The organism is Kitasatospora viridis, from assembly GCF_007829815.1.
Classification (GTDB): Bacteria; Actinomycetota; Actinomycetes; order Streptomycetales; family Streptomycetaceae; genus Kitasatospora; species Kitasatospora viridis.
The window spans coordinates 4,754,186-4,771,168 of the sequence record NZ_VIWT01000001.1 but is presented as its reverse complement, the minus strand read 5'-3'; the positions used below and the strand labels follow the sequence as shown (position 1 = coordinate 4,771,168).

Below are 16,983 nucleotides of genomic sequence, written 5' to 3'. Positions count from 1 at the left end.
AATTCACCGCTCCCTGCGCGGCGCCCGAGCAGTCGGGCGCGCTGTGGTTCGTCGTCGTGGCAGCACCCGGCGCAGACCTGTCCTGAACCGGGACTTCGAGCTCCGGGCGGCCAACGCCGCCTTGGCTCCTGGGATGCTGCGGGCGAAGCAGAGCAGCATCCCGAGTGCCGTCATGGCCGACAGCATGGCGGATCCCCCGTAGGAGAACAGCGGCAGGGGTACGCCCGCGATGGGCAGCAGTCCCAGCGCCGACCCCAGGTTGATCATGGCCTGCGCCATGATCCACGTGGTGGCGGCTCCCGCGGCGTACCTGACGAAGGGGTCCTTCGTGCCGATGGCCACTCGGATACCCGCATACCCTAGTGCCGCGAAGAGACCGATCACCGACAGCGTCCCCACCAGACCGAGTTCCTCACCGGTCGCGGCGAAGATGAAGTCGGTGTGCGCCTCGGGCAGCTGGCCCCACTTCTCGTAGCCCGCGCCCAGGCCGGTGCCGAAGGTGCCGCCCAGCCCGAAGGCGTAGAGCCCGTGCAGCGCCTGGAAGCAGTCGTGGTTCGGCACCGGCTTGGTGGTGCCGATGCAGGCCAGCCGGTCCAGCCGGTGCGGCACCGTGATGATCAGCGCGGTGCAGGCCACCACGGCGATGCCCAGGGTGGCCACGAAGAGCCGCAGCGGGGCGCCGACCATCCAGAGCAGCGCGAAGACCATCGCCACCAGGATCATCGAGGTGCCCATGTCGCCGCCGAGCATGATCAGCATCAGCAGCACCAGGGCACCCGGCACCAGCGGCACCAGCAGGTGCTTCCACTGGGTCAGGGTGCCGGCCTTCTGCTTGCGGGCCAGCAGGTCGGCCGCCCAGAGCAGCAGCGCCAGCTTGGCGAACTCCGAGGGCTGCACCTGGAAGAAGCCGAAGTTCAGCCAGTTCCGGTTGCCGTTGACCTTCATCCCGATGCCGGGGATGGCGACCAGCACCATGGCGCCGATCGAGCCCAGCAGCACCGGGTAGGCCAGCACCCGGTGCACCGCCACCGGCACCCGGGCCGCCGCCACCAGCAGGGCGGCCCCCAGCAGCACCGCGACCAGCTGCTTGCGGAAGTAGTAGAGCCCGGGCAGGCCCTGGTGGATCGCGGTGATGTTGGACGAGGAGAAGACCATCACCAGGCCCAGCACCAGCAGCAGCGAGGCGGAGCCGAGCAGCAGGTAGTAGGGGGTGAGCGGCCGGCTCAGCGTCCAGTGCAGCCGCTCCCGCAGCGCCCGCAGCCGGCCCATCGCCCCCTCGGTCTTGAAGACCGTGCTGGTGGCCGAGATCAGTGCGGGTCCGCCGCCCTCCTTCGGTGGTGCGGCCGTCTCCGTCTTCCCCTGCCCCGCCACCCGCTGCTCCGCCCCTCTGTCCCGGTGTTACTCCGTCAGCCCCCGCACCGCCTCGGCGAAGAGGTCGCCCCGTTCGCCGTAGTTGGTGAACATGTCCATCGAGGCGCAGGCCGGGGCGAGCAGCACGGTATCGCCGGACCGGGCGAGGCCGGCGGCCGCCCGGACCACCTCCGCCATCGCCACCGCGCCAGTCTGGCCCTCGGCCGCTTCGATCACCGGCACATCCGGGGCGTGTCGCGCCAGCGCCTCGCGGATCAGCGCGCGGTCCCGGCCGATCAGCACGACCCCGCGCAACCGCCCTCTCGCGCCCTGCACCAGCTCGTCGAAGGTGGCCCCCTTGGCCAGTCCGCCGGCGATCCAGACGATCGGGTCGTAGGAGCGCAGCGAGGCGGCGGCCGCGTGGGTGTTGGTGGCCTTGGAGTCGTTCACGTAGGCCACTCCGGCGACCTCGGCGACGTGCGCGATCCGGTGCGCGTCCGGCCGGAAGTCGCGCAGGCCGTCCCGCACCGCCTTGCCGTCCACGCCGTAGGCGCGGGCCAGCGCGGCGGCCGCCAGCGCGTTGGTGATGTTGTGCGGGGCGGGCGGGTTCACGTCGGAGACCGCACCGATCTCGGCCGCGCTCCTCGTCCGGTCCGGCACGAAGGCGCGGTCCACCAGCAGGCCGTCCACCACGCCGAAGTTCGACGGTCCGGGGCTGCCGAGGCCGAAGCCGATCGCCCGGCAGCCCTCCTCGACGTCGGCCTCGCGGACCAGCTCCTCGGTGGCCGGGTCGGCCAGGTTGTAGACGCAGGCGACCTGGTTGCCCTGGTAGATCCGGCCCTTGTCGGCCGCGTAGGCCTCCATCGAGCCGTGCCAGTCCAGGTGGTCCGGGGCCAGGTTGAGCACCGCGGCCGAGTGCACCCGCAGCGAGGGCGCCCAGTGCAGCTGGTAGCTGGAGAGCTCCACGGCCAGCACGTCGTAGGGCTGGGCGTCGTTGGCGAAACCGGCCAGCACCGCGTCCAGCACCGAGACGCCGACGTTGCCGACGGCCGCGGTGTGCTTGCCGGCCGCCGTCAGGATCGAGGCCAGCATCTGCACCGTGGTGGTCTTGCCGTTGGTGCCGGTGACGGCCAGCCAGGGGGCCGGCTCGCCGGTGCCGGGCAGCGGCCGGCGCAGCCGCCAGGCCAGCTCGACGTCGCCCCAGATCTCCAGCCCGGCCGCCGCCGCGGCGGCGAACAGCGGGCTGCTCGGCGGCCAGCCGGGCGAGGTGACGACCAGTCGGGTGCCCTCGGGCAGCGAGGCCCCGTCACCCAGGCGCACCTCGATGCCCGCCAGCTCGGCGGCCCGGTCGCGCAGCACCGGGCTGTCGCCGCCGTCCACCACGGTGACCCGGGCGCCCAGGCCGTGCAGCACCCGGGCGGCGCTGATCCCGGAGACGCCCAGGCCCGCGACCACCACGGGCAGGTCCTGCCACTGCGTCAGCTGGTCGGCCGTCATCAGTTGCTCACCCAGCCCGCGTAGAACAGGCCGAGGCCGACCGCGACGCACAGGCCCTGGATGATCCAGAACCGGACCACGATCAGGACTTCGCTCCAGCCCTTCAGTTCGAAGTGGTGCTGTAGTGGTGCCATCTTGAAGACCCGCTTGCCGGTCATCCGGAACGAGGCGACCTGGATGATCACCGACAGGGTGATGATCACGAAGAGGCCGCCGAGCAGCGCCAGCAGCATCTCGGTGCGCGAGCAGATGGCCAGGCCGGCCAGCGCGCCACCGAGGGCCAGCGAGCCGGTGTCACCCATGAAGATCTTGGCCGGCGAGGTGTTCCACCACAGGAAGCCGAAGCACGAGCCCATCAGCGCGGAGGCGACCACCGCCAGGTCCAGCGGGTCGCGCACCTCGTAGCACTTGGCGGTCGCGGTGATCACGTTGGCGCAGCTCTGGTTGTACTCCCAGATCCCGATGAACGTGTACGCGCCGAAGACCATCACCGAGGCGCCGGTGGCCAGGCCGTCCAGACCGTCCGTCAGGTTCACGCCGTTCGACATCGCCGCGATCATGAAGTACGCGAACATCACGAACAGCACCGGCCCCACGGACCAGCTGAAGTCCTGCACGAAGGACAGGTGGGTGGAGGCCGGGGTGATCCCGCGGTTGTCGCTGAACTGCAGCGACAGCACCGCGAAGGCCAGGCCCACGATCGACTGGCCGGCCAGCTTCGCCTTGGCCCGCAGGCCCAGCGAGCGGCGCTTGACCACCTTGATGTAGTCGTCCAGGAAGCCGACCAGGCCCAGACCCGTCATCAGGAAGAGCACCAGCAGGCCGGAGGCCCGCGGCGCCACCCCGACGATCGCCTTGGTCGCGAAGTACGCGATCAGGGTCGCCAGGATGAAGGCGATGCCGCCCATCGTGGGCGTGCCCTTCTTGCTGTGGTGCGCCTTGGGGCCGTCGTCCCGGATGTACTGCCCGTAGCCCTGCTTGGCCAGCAGCTTGATCAGGGCCGGCGTGCCGAACAGCGACAGCACCAGACCGATCATGCCGGAGAAGAGGATCTGCTTCACCGGGCGGCACCGTCCGCGAGGATGGCCTCGGCCACCCTCTCAAGGCCCACCGAACGGCTGGCCTTCACCAGCACCACGTCCCCTGGCCGCAGCTGACCGCGCAGCAGTTCGACCGCCGCGTCCGCGTCGGACACCAGCACCGACTCCTCACCCCACGAACCTTCGTTCCTCGCGCCCAGTTCCATGTGCGCCGCCTCGCGTCCCCCCACCGCCACCAGCTTGGTGACGTCGAGTCGGACCGCGAGCCGGCCGATGGCGTCGTGCTCGTCGAGACTGTCCCCGCCGAGCTCCCGCATCTCGCCGAGCACCGCCCAGGTGCGGCGGCGCTCCGGGCCGCGGCCGCCCATCGTGGCCAGCGCGCGCAGCGCGGCCCGCATGGACTCCGGGTTCGCGTTGTACGCGTCGTTCACGACGGTCACGCCGTCGGCCCGGTCGACGACCTCCATGCGCCAGCGGGACAGCGCACCCGCCTCGCCGAGGGCGGCGGCGGTGTCGTCGACGGACAGTCCGAGCTCCATCGCCACCGCGGCGGCGGCGAGGGCGTTCGAGACGTGGTGCTCACCGTACAGGCGCAGTCGTACCGGAGCGGAACCGGCCGGGGTGGTCAGCGTGAACGATGGACGGCCGGTGGAGTCCAGGCGAACGTCCTGTGCCCGCACGTCGGCGTCCGGACGCTCGCCGAACAGCACCACCCGGGCCCGGGTGCGCGAGGCCATCGCCCGCACCAGCGGGTCGTCCCCGTTGAGCACCGCGACCCCGTCCTCGGGCAGCGACTCCACCAGCTCGCCCTTGGCCTGGGCGATGCCCTCCTTCGAGCCGAACTCCCCCAGGTGCGCCGATCCCACGTTCAGCACCAGGCCGATCGACGGACGGGCCAGCTCGCACAGGTAGGCGATGTCGCCGCGGTGCCGGGCGCCCATCTCCAGCACCAGGAACCGGGTGTCCTCCGCCGCCCGGGCCGCGGTCAGCGGGAAGCCCAGCTCGTTGTTGAGCGAGCCCTGGGTGGCCACCGTCGGGCCGAGCCGCGCCAGCAGCTGGGCCAGCAGGTCCTTGGTGCTGGTCTTGCCCGCCGAACCGGTCAGCGCCACCAGCCGGGCCTCCTTGGCCCGCTCCACCACCGCGCGGCCCAGCAGGCCGAGCGCCCGCTGGGCGTCCGCCACCACCACGGCCGGCACCCCGACCGGGCGCTCGGCCAGCACCGCGACGGCACCGGCCGCCACCGCGCGGGCCGCGTAGTCGTGGCCGTCCACCTGCTCGCCGCGGAAGGCGGCGAACAGGCCGCCCGGCTCGACCTTCCGGGAGTCGATCACCACCGGGCCGGTGACCAGCGCCTGAGGGTCCGTCACCTCGGACAGCTCGCCGCCGGTCAGCGCGGCCAGCTCGGCCAGGGTCAGTGCGATCACCGCTGCTCCACTCCTCGCTGCTCGGGCCGGACGTGCGCGATGGCCTCGCGCAGCACCTCCCGGTCGTCGAACGGGCGGACCTCGCCCTTCACGTACTGCCCCAGCTCGTGGCCCTTGCCGGCCACCAGCACGGTGTCGCCCGGGTGCGCCCGGGCCACCGCGTCGGCGATCGCCTCGGCCCGGTCCGGCACCACCAGCACCTCGCCGCGCTCGCTCTCCGGCACCTCGGCGGCGCCGGAGAGCATGCTGGCCAGGATCGCCAGCGCGTCCTCGGACCGCGGGTTGTCGCTGGTCAGCACCGCGGTGTCGGCCAGCGCGGCGGCGATCGCGCCCATCGGCGCGCGCTTGAACGGGTCCCGGTCGCCGCCGCAGCCGACCACCACGTGCAGCCGGCCCTTGGTCACCTCGCGCAGCGAACGCAGCACCGCCTTCAGCGCGTCCGGCTTGTGCGCGTAGTCCACCACCGCGACGTACTCCTGGCCGGCCTCCACCCGCTCCAGCCGGCCCGGCACGCCCGGCGCGGCGGCCACCCCGGCCGCCGCCCGCTCCAGCGGCACGCCGGCGGTGACCAGCGCGGTGATCGCGGCCAGCGCGTTGGAGACGTTGAACGGTCCGGGCAGCGGCACGCCGGCCAGCGCCGAACGGCCGTCCGGGCCCTGCACGGTGAAGGTCGAGCCGGCCGGGCCCAGGTGCACGTCGACCGCGCGCCAGTCGGCCGCCGGGTCGCCGGAGGCCGAGAAGGTGGTCAGCGGCAGCGTGGTCTCGCCGGCCAGCCGACGGCCGTACTCCTCGTCCAGGTTGACCACCGCGGCCGCCGACCGGCCGGGCTCGAACAGCCGGGCCTTGGCCCGGTAGTAGTCCTCCATGTCCGGGTGGAAGTCCAGGTGCTCCGGCGTCAGGTTGTTGAAGACCGCGACGTCGTACTGCACGCCGTCCACCCGGCCGAACACCAGGGCGTGGCTGGAGACCTCCATCACCACCGAGTCGGCGCCGCGCTCGCGCATCACCGCGAGGATCGCGTGCAGGTCGGTCGCCTCCGGGGTGGTGCGCTCGCTCTTGATCCGCTCGTCGCGGACCCGCATCTCCACCGTGCCGATCACCCCCGGCACCCGGTCGGCGCCCTTGAGGCCGGCCTCCACCAGGTAGGAGGTGGTGGTCTTGCCGTTGGTGCCGGTGATCCCGATGGTCAGCAGCGAGCGCGACGGCTCGCCGTAGATCCGGGCGGCGAGGCGACCCATCCAGGCCCGCGGCTGCTCCACCACCAGCACCGGCACGTCCAGCCCGCCGGCCAGCTCGGCACCGGCCTGGTCGGTCAGCACCGCGACCGCGCCGGCCGCCGCCGCGCCGGCCGCGAAGGCCGCACCGTGGTGGTTGGCGCCGGCGAAGGCCACGTACACGTCGCCCGGGCGCACCGCCCGGGAGTCGTGGGTGATGCCGCTCGCCGCCCGGCCCGCGACCGGGGCGAGGCCGAGCAGTTCGGCCAGCTCGGCGAGCGGGGTGGGCACCGTCGTGGTCGGTCGGGGCGGGCTCACACTGGTTTGGTCTGATTTCGGCACGGCGGGCAGGCTATCGGGCGCGGGGTGCCGGAAGCCAAGCGAGCCCTCCGCGTCCCCTTGGGGCGCGGGGGAACCGGTGGGCTGGGGGGTGACGTGGTTCACAGGTTCAGGGCTTCCACTCGACGGGCAGGTTCGGGGCTTCGCTGCCGCTCGGCGGCACCTGGAGGGTCTTCAGGGCGAACTCCATCACCTGCTTGAACACCGGACCGCACAGCTGGCCGCCGAAGTGGCCGTTGACCGGGTTCTGGATCACGCAGGAGACGGTCACCCGGGGGGCGTCGGCGGGGGCGAAGCCGATGAAGGAGGCCGTGTAGCCGTTGTACTTCCCGGTCTTCGGGTCCACCCGGTTGGCGGTGCCGGTCTTGCCGGCCACCCGGTAGCCGGGGATCTGCGCGGCGTTGCCGGTGCCCTGCTCGTCGGTGACCACCGATTCCAGCATCTCGCCGAGCGTCTTCGCGGTCTCCGGCTTCACCACCCGGCTCTGCGCGCCGGGCGCGGCCGGCACGAAGCGCCCGTCCGGCCCGGTGGTGCCGGCCACCAGGCTGGGCGCCACCCGCACCCCGCCGTTGGCGATGGTGGAGAACACCGAGGTGGCCTGCATCGCGTTCACCGACAGGCCCTGGCCGAACGGGATGGTGTACTGCTGCGAGCCCTGCCAGTTCTTCGGGTCGGCCAGCAGGCCGCGGGTCTCGCCCGGGAAGTCCAGGCCGGTGGGCTGGCCGATGCCGAACTTCTGCAGGTAGCCGCCGAGCACCTGGTTCGCCTGCGCCTGGGTCGGGGCGAGCTGGCCGGCCGCCTCGATGGTGCCGATGTTGGAGGACTCGGCCAGCACCCCGGCCAGCGTCAGGTACTCGGTGCCGTGGTCCACGTCGTCGTGGAAGACCCGGTCGCCGCGCTGCAGCGTGCCGGGCACGGTCACGTGGGTGTCCCAGTTCGCCGTGCCGGTGTCCAGCACCGCCGACATGGTCATCAGCTTGGCGGTCGAGCCCGGCTCGTAGACGTCCTGCAGCGCGGTGTTGCCCAGGTCCTGGGGGCTGGCGGTGTTCAGGTCGTTCGGGTTGAAGGTCGGCGAGGTGGCCATCGCCAGCACCTGACCCGACTTCACGTCCTGGACGATCACGTAGCCCTTCTCCGCGCCGGCCGCCGCCACCTGGTCGGTGATCGCCTGCTGGGCGGCCCACTGGATGTCCCGGTTGATCGTCAGGCGGACGTCGGTGCCGGGCACCGGGTCCGTCTGGGAGCCGCCGCCGGTCGGGATCGGCTGGCTGCCGGAGACCGCCGAGGTGCGCCGGCCGTCCTTGCCGGCCAGCAGTTTCTGGTACTGCAGCTCCAGGCCGCCGGCCCCGTCGCCCTCGCCGTTCACGAAGCCGACCAGGTTGGCGGCCAGCCCGCCGGCCGGGTAGACCCGGGCGGTGGTCTCGGTGGAGAAGATCCCCTCCAGCGGGTTCACGCAGGACGGGTCGATGCTGATCGGGGCGCCGGGCTTGCCGGCCTTCGCCTTCTGCGCGCGGCAGGTGGCGGTGTCCACCTTCTTGGTCAGCGCGCTCTTCAGGTCGGCGATCTGGTTGCGGGCCTGCGGGGTCTGCTTGGGGGCCAGGGTGATGCCCCGGGTCTTCGGGGTGCGCAGCTTGGCGACCACCTTGTCCCGGGGCATGCCCAGGATCGGGGCCAGCAGGTCGGCGGCCTGCTCCGGGCCGTCCGGCACGTGCAGCGCGTCCTGGGTGAACATCGTCGGGTCTGCGGTGATGTCGTAGGCGTCCACGGTGGTGGCCAGCGCCACGCCGTCCGAGGTCGTTATCGAGCCCCGGGTGGCGGGCAGCGCCACGTCCACGTAGCGGTAGGTGCTGGCGTCCGCGGCCAGCGCGGAGGAGTCGACCAGCTGGATCTGCACCAGCCGGGCCGCGAACACCGAGAGCACCACGCCCAGCGCGATCATCACCGCCCGCAGCCGGCGGCGCGGATCGGCCAGCTTGAGGCGCTTGGGCTGCGGGCGGGCCGGCGGGCGGCGCTTGGCGGCGGGCGCCTGGCCGCGCGGGCCGGCACCCGGACCCCGGACGGCGTCCCGGCGCGGCGCGTCCCGGCGGGCCGCCGACTCCGGGCGCGGCCGGGCGGTGCCGCGCTGCTGCGGGGCGGCGGGCCGCTCCCGGCGCTGGCCGCCCGGCTGCGGGGAGCGCGGGGTGGAGCCCGGGCGGGAGCCGGGGGTGGGTCGGCGCGGGCCGCGGGGGCCCTGGGGGGCAGTCATCGGGAGGCGCTTCCGCTCGGGCTGGAGGTCGGGCTCACGGGATCGACCCGCAGCGCGCCCTCACCGGTGGCGGCCGGGTCGGGGGCGGCGGGGGTGGCGCTGGGCGAACCGGTGTCCGCCGCGGGCGGCGGGGCGGCCGAGGGCGCGGGCTGGCCGACGCCCGGCCACGGGGACTCGCCGGAGCGCTTGACCGGCGGGCTGTCCTTGGCGGGGGCCGGGCTGCCGAGCACCGTGCCGTCGTCCTTCAGGAAGGCCGGGTCGCCGCCGGACACCATGCCGAGCCCGCGGGCGGCGTTCTCCAGCGCGTCCGGCGCGGAGTCGTGGTCGATCTCCTGCTGCAGCGCCTGCTGCTGGTCGGTCAGCGTGGTGGTCTGCTTCTGCAGCTTGGTCAGCTCGAAGGAGCCCTCGTTGAGCGCGGTGTTGAGCATCAGCAGGCCGAGCAGCCCGGCCGAGAGCAGCAGGCCGACCAGCACCGCGAAGGGCGTGCGGCCGCGCCCGCTGCCGCGCGGCGGCCTCCCGGGGCGCACGGTGATCCGTGCCCGCCCCAGTTGCCCCGGCAGCAGCCGGCCCTGCTGGATGCCCTCGCCGGCCCGCACCGTCGTCTCCCTCATCGCTCGCCCTGCCCCCCGCCGCGCCGGGCGCCCGCGCCCGGACGACCCCTACCGCCGCTCCCGAATCCTCTCCGCCACCCGCAGTCGCACGGGCGCGGCGCGCCGGTTCTCCTCGATCTCCGCCTCGGTGGCCAGTTCTGCGCCGCGGGTGATCAGCTTGAGCCGGGGCTGGTGCTCCTCCGGCACGAACGGCAGCTCCGGCGGGGCGGTGCTGGTGGCGCCGGCCGCGAAGTACTGCTTGACCAGGCGGTCCTCCAGCGACTGGTAGGACATCACGGCGATCCGGCCGCCGACCGCGAGCACGTCCAGCGCCCCCGGGATCGCCCGGTCCAGCACCTCCAGCTCGCCGTTCACCTCGATCCGCAGCGCCTGGAAGGTGCGCTTGGCCGGGTTGCCGCCGGTGCGCCGGGTCGCCGCGGGAATGGCATTGCGCACCAGTTCCACCAGACGCGCGCTGGTGGTGAACGGTTCCTTCTCGCGCTCCCGCAGGATCACCGAGGCGATCTTGCCGGCGAACCGCTCCTCGCCGTAGACCTTGAGGATCCGGGCCAGGTCGCCGTGGCTGTAGGTGTTGAGCACCTCGGCGGCGCTGATCCCGCGGGTCTGGTCCATCCGCATGTCCAGCGGGGCGTCCTGGGCGTAGGCGAAGCCGCGGTCGGCCTCGTCCAGCTGCATCGAGGAGACGCCCAGGTCGAAGAGCAGGCCCTGCACCCGGTCGATGCCCAGGTCGGCCAGCACCTCGGGGATCTCGTCGTAGACGGCGTGCACCAGGGTGGCCCGGTCGCCGAACGGCGCCAGCCGCTCGCCGGCCAGCCGCAGCGCCACCGGGTCGCGGTCCACCGCGACCAGGTGGACCTCGGGGAACTGGGTGAGCAGCGCCTCGCTGTGCCCGCCCAGGCCCAGGGTGGCGTCCACCACGACCGCGCCGGGCCGGGAGATCGCCGGGGCCAGCGCGTCCATGCAGCGTTGCAGCATGACCGGGACGTGCTTGGGTTCCGGGGTGCCTGTGGGCATGCGCGCGGGCGCCTTTCGTCGGTGCGGGTACCGCTCGCGGGCGCGGGCCTGCCGGGGTCGCCGGGAGCGGAGGATCGGACCATTCTGGCCCACCGCGGCAGCCGGGACCGACGCCGCCCGTGGTCCCCGCCCGCTCGCTGGGGGAAGGCGGTACCGCCAGGCGCCGGGGAAGGTGCGTCCGGGGGCACGGGGAGCGGGAGGAGGCCGCAGGCTGCGTACGGACCGTCAGACTACCGTCCGCACCGGCGTCGTCCGGCGTCGCCACGCGCGCCGTATGCGCTCCGTCACAACCGGCCCGGGAGCCCTTCGGGCTCCTCCCCACCGGCCCGGATTCCTACTACGGTCGTACCCATGACCGACTCGACGCCCGCCGCCGCCACGATCACCGACCGCCTGGTCGCCGCCAACCGGGAGTACGCCGTCACCTTCAAGGACGGCGGCATGGACGCCCGCCCGGTCCAGAAGGTCGCCGTGGTCGCCTGCATGGACGCCCGTCTCGACCTGTTCGCCGCGCTCGGCCTGGAGCTCGGCGACTCGCACATCATCCGCAACGCCGGCGGTGTGGTGACCGACGACACCATCCGCTCGCTGACGATCAGCCAGCGCGCCCTGGGCACCGAGTCGGTGGTGCTGATCCACCACACCGGCTGCGGCCTGCTCGGCCTCACCGAGGACTTCCGCCGGGAGCTGGAGCTGGAGGTCGGCCAGCGCCCGCAGTGGGCGGTCGAGTCCTTCGTCGACCTGGACGGCGACGTCCGCCAGTCGATCCAGCGGGTGCGCACCTCGCCGTTCCTTCCGCACACCGACGACGTGCGCGGTTTCGTCTTCGACGTGCACACCGGCCTGCTGCGCGAGATCTCCTGACGGTCCCCCATCCCGCTCCCGCCGTCCGGGGCCCGGCATCACACGGTCGGGTGACTTTCGGCCACCCGTCAGGGAAGAATGCGCCTACGGCCGGGTTCCGGACAGGCGGACCGGCGCGAGGAGGGGCGGAGCAGTAAGCGTGACGACCTACAACGAGCAGACCGGCACAACGGGTCTGCCCGCACTGAACGCGGTCATCGAGCGGGTCCGCGCTTCGGTGGAGAGCGTGATCGAGGGCAAGCCGGAGGCGGTCCGGATCGCGCTCACGGTGATGCTGGCCGAGGGCCACCTGCTCCTGGAGGACGTTCCCGGGGTCGGCAAGACGATGCTCGCCAAGGCGCTCGCCCGCTCGGTCGACTGCAAGGTGCGCCGGATCCAGTTCACCCCCGACCTGCTGCCCTCCGACGTCACCGGCACCAACGTCTTCGACCAGCAGCAGATGGACTTCGAGTTCCGCCCCGGCGCGATCTTCGCGCAGATCGTGGTCGGCGACGAGATCAACCGGGCCTCGCCCAAGACCCAGTCGGCACTGCTGGAGTCGATGGCCGAGCGCCAGGTGACGATCGACGGCACCACCTACGAGCTGCCCTCCCCGTTCATGGTGATCGCCACCCAGAACCCGGTGGAGATGGAGGGCACCTACCCGCTGCCGGAGGCCCAGCGGGACCGCTTCATGGCCCGGATCTCGATCGGCTACCCCAGCCCCGAGGCCGAGCTGGCGATGCTGGACGTGCACGGCGGCGCCTCGCCGCTGGACGACCTGCAGCCGGTCGCGCACGCCGAGGACATCCTCAAGCTGATCGAGCTGGTGCGCACCGTGCACGTGGCCCCCGCCGTGCGCCGCTACGCGGTGGACCTGGTCACCGCCACCCGCACCTCCCCCGAGCTGCGCCTGGGCGCCTCGCCCCGGGCCACCCTGCACCTGATCCGGGCCGCCCGGGCCGCCGCCGCGCTGGCCGGCCGGGAGTACGTGGTGCCGGACGACCTCCAGGCGCTCGCCGTGCCGGTCCTGGCGCACCGTCTGCTGCCCACCGCCGAAGCCCAGTTGAGCCGCCGCAGCGCCGAGCAGATCGTGCTGGAGCTGGTCCGCCGGCTGCCCGTCCCGCAGGGACGCTGAAGTGGCCCAGGCGGACGGCAACCCGACCGGGTTCCGCACCGGCCTGCGGGGCCTGACCACCCGGGGCCGCTCCTTCATCGCCGCCGGGTGCACCGCGGCGGTCTGCTCGTTCCTGTTCGGCCAGGGCGCGCTGCTCCAGGTCGGGGTGCTGCTGGCCGGGCTGCCGCTGCTGGCCGCCGCGCTGGTGCTGCGCACCCGCTACCGGGTGGCCGGCGGCCGGCGGCTGACCCCGCACCGGGCGCCGGCCGGCTCGGAGGCCCGGGTGCACCTGCGGGTGGACAACATCTCCCGGGTGCCGACCGGGCTGCTCATGCTGGAGGACAAGGTGCCGTACGTGCTCGGGCCGCGCCCGCGCTTCGTGCTGGACCGGGTCGAACCGCGCGGCTTCCGGGAGGTCTCTTACCGGGTCCGCTCCGACCTGCGCGGCCGCTACCCGCTCGGCCCGCTGCAGCTGCGGCTGTGCGACCCGTTCGGGATGTGCGAGCTGACCCGCTCGTTCAGCACCTCGGACACCCTGACCGTGGTGCCGCAGGTGCACCCGCTGCCGCCGATCAAGCTGACCGGCGAGTGGGCCGGCTACGGCGACAGCCACTCCCGGGCGGTCGCGCTGGCCGGCGACGACGACACCGTGCCCCGCGAGTACCGCTACGGCGACGACCTGCGCCGGGTGCACTGGAAGTCCACCGCCAAGTACGGCGAGCTGATGGTCCGTCGGGAGGAGCAGCCGCTCAGGGCCCGGGCCACCGTGCTGCTGGACACCCGGGAGACCGGGCACCGCGGCTCCGGCCCGGCCTCCTCCTTCGAGTGGGCGGTGAGCTGCGCCGCCTCGGTCGGCCAGCACCTGCTGGAGCGCGGCTACCAGACCCGGCTGCTCACCGACACCGGCCTGCAGGTGCCGGAGAGCCGCAACTCGGGCGGCAGCTCGCCGAGCGAGTCGGCCGGCCTGCTGCTGGACGCGCTGGCGGTGGCCGAGCACTCCTCCGGTGGCGGCCTCGGCCGGGCCGAGGAGGCGCTGCGCCTCGGCGGCGAGGGCCTGCTGGTGGCGATCGTCGGCGAGTTGGACGAGGAGCAGGCGGCCGGCCTGGCCCGGCTGCGCCGCAACACCGGCGCGGCCGTGGTCTTCCTGCTGGACACCGCCAGCTGGTCCGGCCTGCGCCCGCTCGGCGGCCCAGCTGAGACCGACGAGCGGACGCAGGCCCAGCTGCGGATGCTCCGGGAGGCCGGCTGGACGGTCCTGCCGACCCGGGCCGGCGACTCGGTGCCGGACCTGTGGCGACGGGCCGACGCACGGGCCCAGGCGGCCGCGACGGCCCCGGGCCGGAAGGGGGCGGACAAGTGATCACCACCCAGACCAGGCTGACCTTCTACGCGGCGCTGGCCACGGTGCTGGCGATGGCCGGCCTCACCCCGCTGCTGGACACCAACAACTGGATCCTGCCGGCGTTCCTCCAGGTCGCCGCGGTCACCATGGTGGGCGCCGGGCTGCGCCGGCTGCCGGTGCCGCGCGCCGTGATCCCGGTGGCGCAGCTGGTGGCGGCGGTCTACCTGCTGATGTTCGGCGCGGTCCGCGGCTCGCTCTCCTTCGGCCTGCTGCCCGGCCCGGACGCCGTGCGGGCGCTCGGCAGCGTGCTGGCCTCGGCCGGCAACGACATCGCGACCTACACCATCCCGGCGCCCTCGACCCCCGGCCTGCGGCTGGTGCTGGTCGGCGCCACCGCGATGGTGGCGATCATGGTGGACACCCTGGCCGTCACGCTGCGCCGGGCCGCGCTGGCCGGGCTGCCGCTGCTCGCCTTCTACTGCGTGGGCAGCGGGCTGAACACCACCGGGGAGGGCGGGGCCCAGTGGCTCTGGTTCCTGCTCGCCGGCAGCGGCTACCTGATGCTGCTGTTCGCCGAGGGCCGCGACCGGCTCTCCCGCTGGGGCCGGGTGTTCCGCGGCTCCGGCACCGCCGACAGCCGCGGCGGGCTGCCCACCGGCGGCCACCGGATCGGCGTGCTGGCGCTGGCCTGCGCGCTGGTGGTCGGCGTGAGCGTGCCGGCCACCAACGGGCTGGACCTGCTGAACGGCTTCGGCGACGGCGGGAACGGCGACGGGCCCGGCCACTCGATCGACGCCCTCAACCCGGTGGTCTCGCTCGCCGACGGCCTGCGCCGCCCCAACAACCAGGTGCTGATCCGCTACCACGGCGACGACCCGGCGCTGCGCGACGCCTACCTGCGGATCACCGCGCTGGACGACTTCAACGGCGAGAGCTGGAAGCCGGCCAACGAGGACGTCCAGCCGGTGCCGGAGCTGCTGCCGCCGCCGGACGGCCTGGTCCCGGACGTGCCCAGGTCGGAGATGACCACCCAGATCTCGATCGAGTCGAACCTGAGCACCCAGTGGCTGCCGGCCCCGTACCCGATCGAGCGGGTGGACGCCCGGGGCGCGTGGCGCTACGAGCCGCAGACCCGCTCGGTGATCGGCGACAACGGCCAGCAGGCCGGCGGGCTGAGCTACGACGTGGTCTCGCTGAACGTCCAGCCCACCCCCGCGCAGCTGCGCTCGGCCGGCGCGGCCCCGCCCGCGATCGAGCAGCGCTACACCGCGCTGCCGGACGACCTGCCCTCGATGGTCGCCGACCTGGCCCGCCAGGTGACGGCCGGCAAGACCGACGCCTACGACCAGGCGGTGGCGCTGCAGGACTGGTTCTCCACCAGCGGCGGCTTCAGCTACAGCACCTCGGTGGACGCCGGCAGCGGCCCCGCCGCGATCGCCAAGTTCCTGACCGACAAGAAGGGCTTCTGCGTGCACTTCGCCGCCACCATGGCGGCGATGGCCCGCACCCTGCACATCCCGGCCCGGGTCGCGGTCGGCTTCGCGCCGGGCGAGGACCTCGGCGACGGCAACTTCGAGGTCGGCACGAAGGACTACCACGCCTGGCCGGAGCTGTACTTCGCCGGCGCCGGCTGGCTGCGCTTCGAGCCCACCCCCAGCCGCGGCGTGACCCCGTCCTACGGCAACCCGGCGGCCGCGCCGGCGCCCAGCCAGAGCGCCGCGCAGCCGACCGCCCAGCCGAGCCAGCAGAACCTCCCCGAGCCGACCGTCTCGAACGGCTGCCCGGCCGAGCTGCACAAGCAGGGCGGCTGCCCGGCCCAGGACACGGCCGCACCGGTCGCCGTCGCGAAGACCTCCGCCGGAGTGCCGTGGCAGCTGCTGGCGGTGGTCGCCGGAGCCGCGCTGGTGCTGCTCCTGCTGCTCAGTCCGATGCTCTGGCGGCGCGACCTGCGCCGGCGGCGGCTCGGCCGCGGGCGGCGCGGTCCGGGCGGCCCGGGCGGCGGCGAGCTGACCGAGGCACAGGTGCTGGCCGCCTGGGAGGAGCTGATCGACACCGCCTGGGACCTCGGCATCCCGCCGGACGACGCGCTCAGCCCGCGCCGCACGGTGAGCCGGATCAGCGAGACCGGCGAGCTGGACGAGTCCGGCCGGGCGGCCGGCGGGCGGCTGGCGCTGGCCACCGAGCGGGTGCTGTACGCCAGCGAGCCCGGCCTGTCGGCGCCGCTGGGCAGCGACGTGCTGACGGTCCGGGACGGGCTGTGGGCCCACGCCGGCCGCGGCCGGCGGCTGCGCGCGGTGCTGCTGCCGCCCTCGGCGGCCCGGGTGTTCTGGCGGGCCGGTGACCGGATGCAGGCGCTGCGGCGCGGGCTGCGGGCCCGGCTGCGGGCGGCCGGCGAGCGGTTGCGGCCGGGGCGCCGGGAAGGCTGACGCGAAGAGCGGCGGGCGGGTGATCCGATCGGATCACCCGCCCGCCGCTCTCGTCGGTGGCCTGGGGCAAGTGGGGAGGTCAGAAGCCGTCGTGCTCGTCGCGGCGGCGTTGCCAGCGCTGTTCCATCCGGTCCATCACACCGGCCTTGCGGCTCACCGGCTGCGCCGTCCGCAGGCCCGCGCCGGGGCCGGCCACCGGGTGCCGGCGCCAGCCGGCCACCGCGAGCACCGCACACCCCAGCATCACCAGGAAGCCCACCACGCTCAGCCAGATGAACCTGGGCTGCGCGATCATGCCTCCCATCAGGAGGCCCACCCCCAGCACGAATCCCGCCGCCGCGAGGTACACCCGGCGCCGGGTGTAGGTACGCAGGCCGGTTCCCTCAAGCGCCGACGCGAACTTGGGATCTTCGGCGTACAGCGCTCGCTCCATCTGGTCGAGCAGTCGCTGCTCGTGCTCCGAGAGCGGCACGGAGTCCTCCTACTCGTCGGTCGCGGGGCGACCGGTCCGCCACCTGGCC

General features: G+C 73.8%; 13 protein-coding genes. 4 read left to right on the top strand and 9 right to left on the bottom strand.

The genetic code is table 11. The features are described 5' to 3' along the window. Positions 1 to 3 precede the first annotated feature (3 nt). Genes ftsW through rsmH form a run of 8 tightly spaced genes read right to left on the bottom strand, consistent with a single transcriptional unit; the run spans position 4 to position 10,734 of the window. On the bottom strand, positions 4 to 1,371 hold the full coding sequence (ftsW, locus tag FHX73_RS21520; RefSeq protein ID WP_425461408.1) for a putative lipid II flippase FtsW: 1,368 nt from the start codon (positions 1,369 to 1,371) through the stop codon (positions 4 to 6). Between the two features lie 27 nt (positions 1,372 to 1,398). After that, positions 1,399 to 2,847 carry a UDP-N-acetylmuramoyl-L-alanine--D-glutamate ligase gene (murD, locus tag FHX73_RS21515; RefSeq protein ID WP_145906558.1) on the bottom strand — a complete coding sequence of 483 codons (1,449 nt, stop codon included), beginning with the start codon at positions 2,845 to 2,847 and terminating at the stop codon, positions 1,399 to 1,401. Continuing rightward, entirely contained in the window at positions 2,847 to 3,908 is a 1,062-nt protein-coding gene (gene mraY / locus FHX73_RS21510) for a phospho-N-acetylmuramoyl-pentapeptide-transferase (protein ID WP_145906557.1), read from the bottom strand. Before mraY ends, murD begins: the two co-directional genes overlap by 1 nt. Continuing rightward, a complete protein-coding gene (locus FHX73_RS21505) occupies positions 3,905 to 5,311 on the bottom strand; it encodes a UDP-N-acetylmuramoyl-tripeptide--D-alanyl-D-alanine ligase (protein ID WP_145906556.1) in 1,407 nt (468 codons plus the stop codon). The genes mraY and FHX73_RS21505 overlap by 4 nt, the downstream gene beginning before the upstream one ends. Further along, on the bottom strand, positions 5,308 to 6,969 hold the full coding sequence (locus tag FHX73_RS21500) for a UDP-N-acetylmuramoyl-L-alanyl-D-glutamate--2,6-diaminopimelate ligase (RefSeq protein WP_425461407.1): 1,662 nt from the start codon (positions 6,967 to 6,969) through the stop codon (positions 5,308 to 5,310). Before FHX73_RS21500 ends, FHX73_RS21505 begins: the two co-directional genes overlap by 4 nt. Before the next feature lie 4 nt (positions 6,970 to 6,973). Beyond that, entirely contained in the window at positions 6,974 to 9,109 is a 2,136-nt protein-coding gene (locus tag FHX73_RS21495; protein WP_145906554.1) for a peptidoglycan D,D-transpeptidase FtsI family protein, read from the bottom strand. After that, entirely contained in the window at positions 9,106 to 9,720 is a 615-nt protein-coding gene (gene ftsL / locus FHX73_RS21490; RefSeq protein ID WP_211786230.1) for a cell division protein FtsL, read from the bottom strand. The genes FHX73_RS21495 and ftsL overlap by 4 nt, the downstream gene beginning before the upstream one ends. Positions 9,721 to 9,768: 48 nt before the next feature. After that, a complete protein-coding gene (rsmH, locus tag FHX73_RS21485) occupies positions 9,769 to 10,734 on the bottom strand; it encodes a 16S rRNA (cytosine(1402)-N(4))-methyltransferase RsmH (protein ID WP_145906553.1) in 966 nt (321 codons plus the stop codon). Positions 10,735 to 11,085: 351 nt separating this feature from the next. On the opposite strand from rsmH, the gene FHX73_RS21480 reads away from it, so the two are divergent. The 4 genes from FHX73_RS21480 to FHX73_RS21465 all read left to right on the top strand — a co-directional run bounded on the left by FHX73_RS21480 (position 11,086) and on the right by FHX73_RS21465 (position 16,462). After that, positions 11,086 to 11,598: a beta-class carbonic anhydrase gene (locus tag FHX73_RS21480; protein WP_145906552.1), complete on the top strand. Its 513-nt coding sequence runs from the start codon at positions 11,086 to 11,088 to the stop codon at positions 11,596 to 11,598. A gap of 139 nt (positions 11,599 to 11,737) precedes the next feature. Beyond that, on the top strand, positions 11,738 to 12,715 hold the full coding sequence (locus tag FHX73_RS21475; protein WP_145906551.1) for an AAA family ATPase: 978 nt from the start codon (positions 11,738 to 11,740) through the stop codon (positions 12,713 to 12,715). 1 nt (position 12,716) lies between these two features. Further along, complete coding sequence (locus FHX73_RS21470; protein WP_145906550.1) at positions 12,717 to 14,054, top strand: DUF58 domain-containing protein; 1,338 nt, start codon at positions 12,717 to 12,719, stop codon at positions 14,052 to 14,054. Further along, positions 14,051 to 16,462, top strand: coding sequence for a transglutaminase TgpA family protein (locus tag FHX73_RS21465; protein WP_145906549.1), 2,412 nt, complete (start codon positions 14,051 to 14,053; stop codon positions 16,460 to 16,462). The genes FHX73_RS21470 and FHX73_RS21465 overlap by 4 nt, the downstream gene beginning before the upstream one ends. Positions 16,463 to 16,541: 79 nt before the next feature. Here FHX73_RS21465 and FHX73_RS21460 read toward each other — a convergent pair whose 3' ends face one another. Further along, on the bottom strand, positions 16,542 to 16,934 hold the full coding sequence (locus tag FHX73_RS21460; RefSeq protein ID WP_145906548.1) for a DUF3040 domain-containing protein: 393 nt from the start codon (positions 16,932 to 16,934) through the stop codon (positions 16,542 to 16,544). Positions 16,935 to 16,983 lie beyond the last annotated feature (49 nt).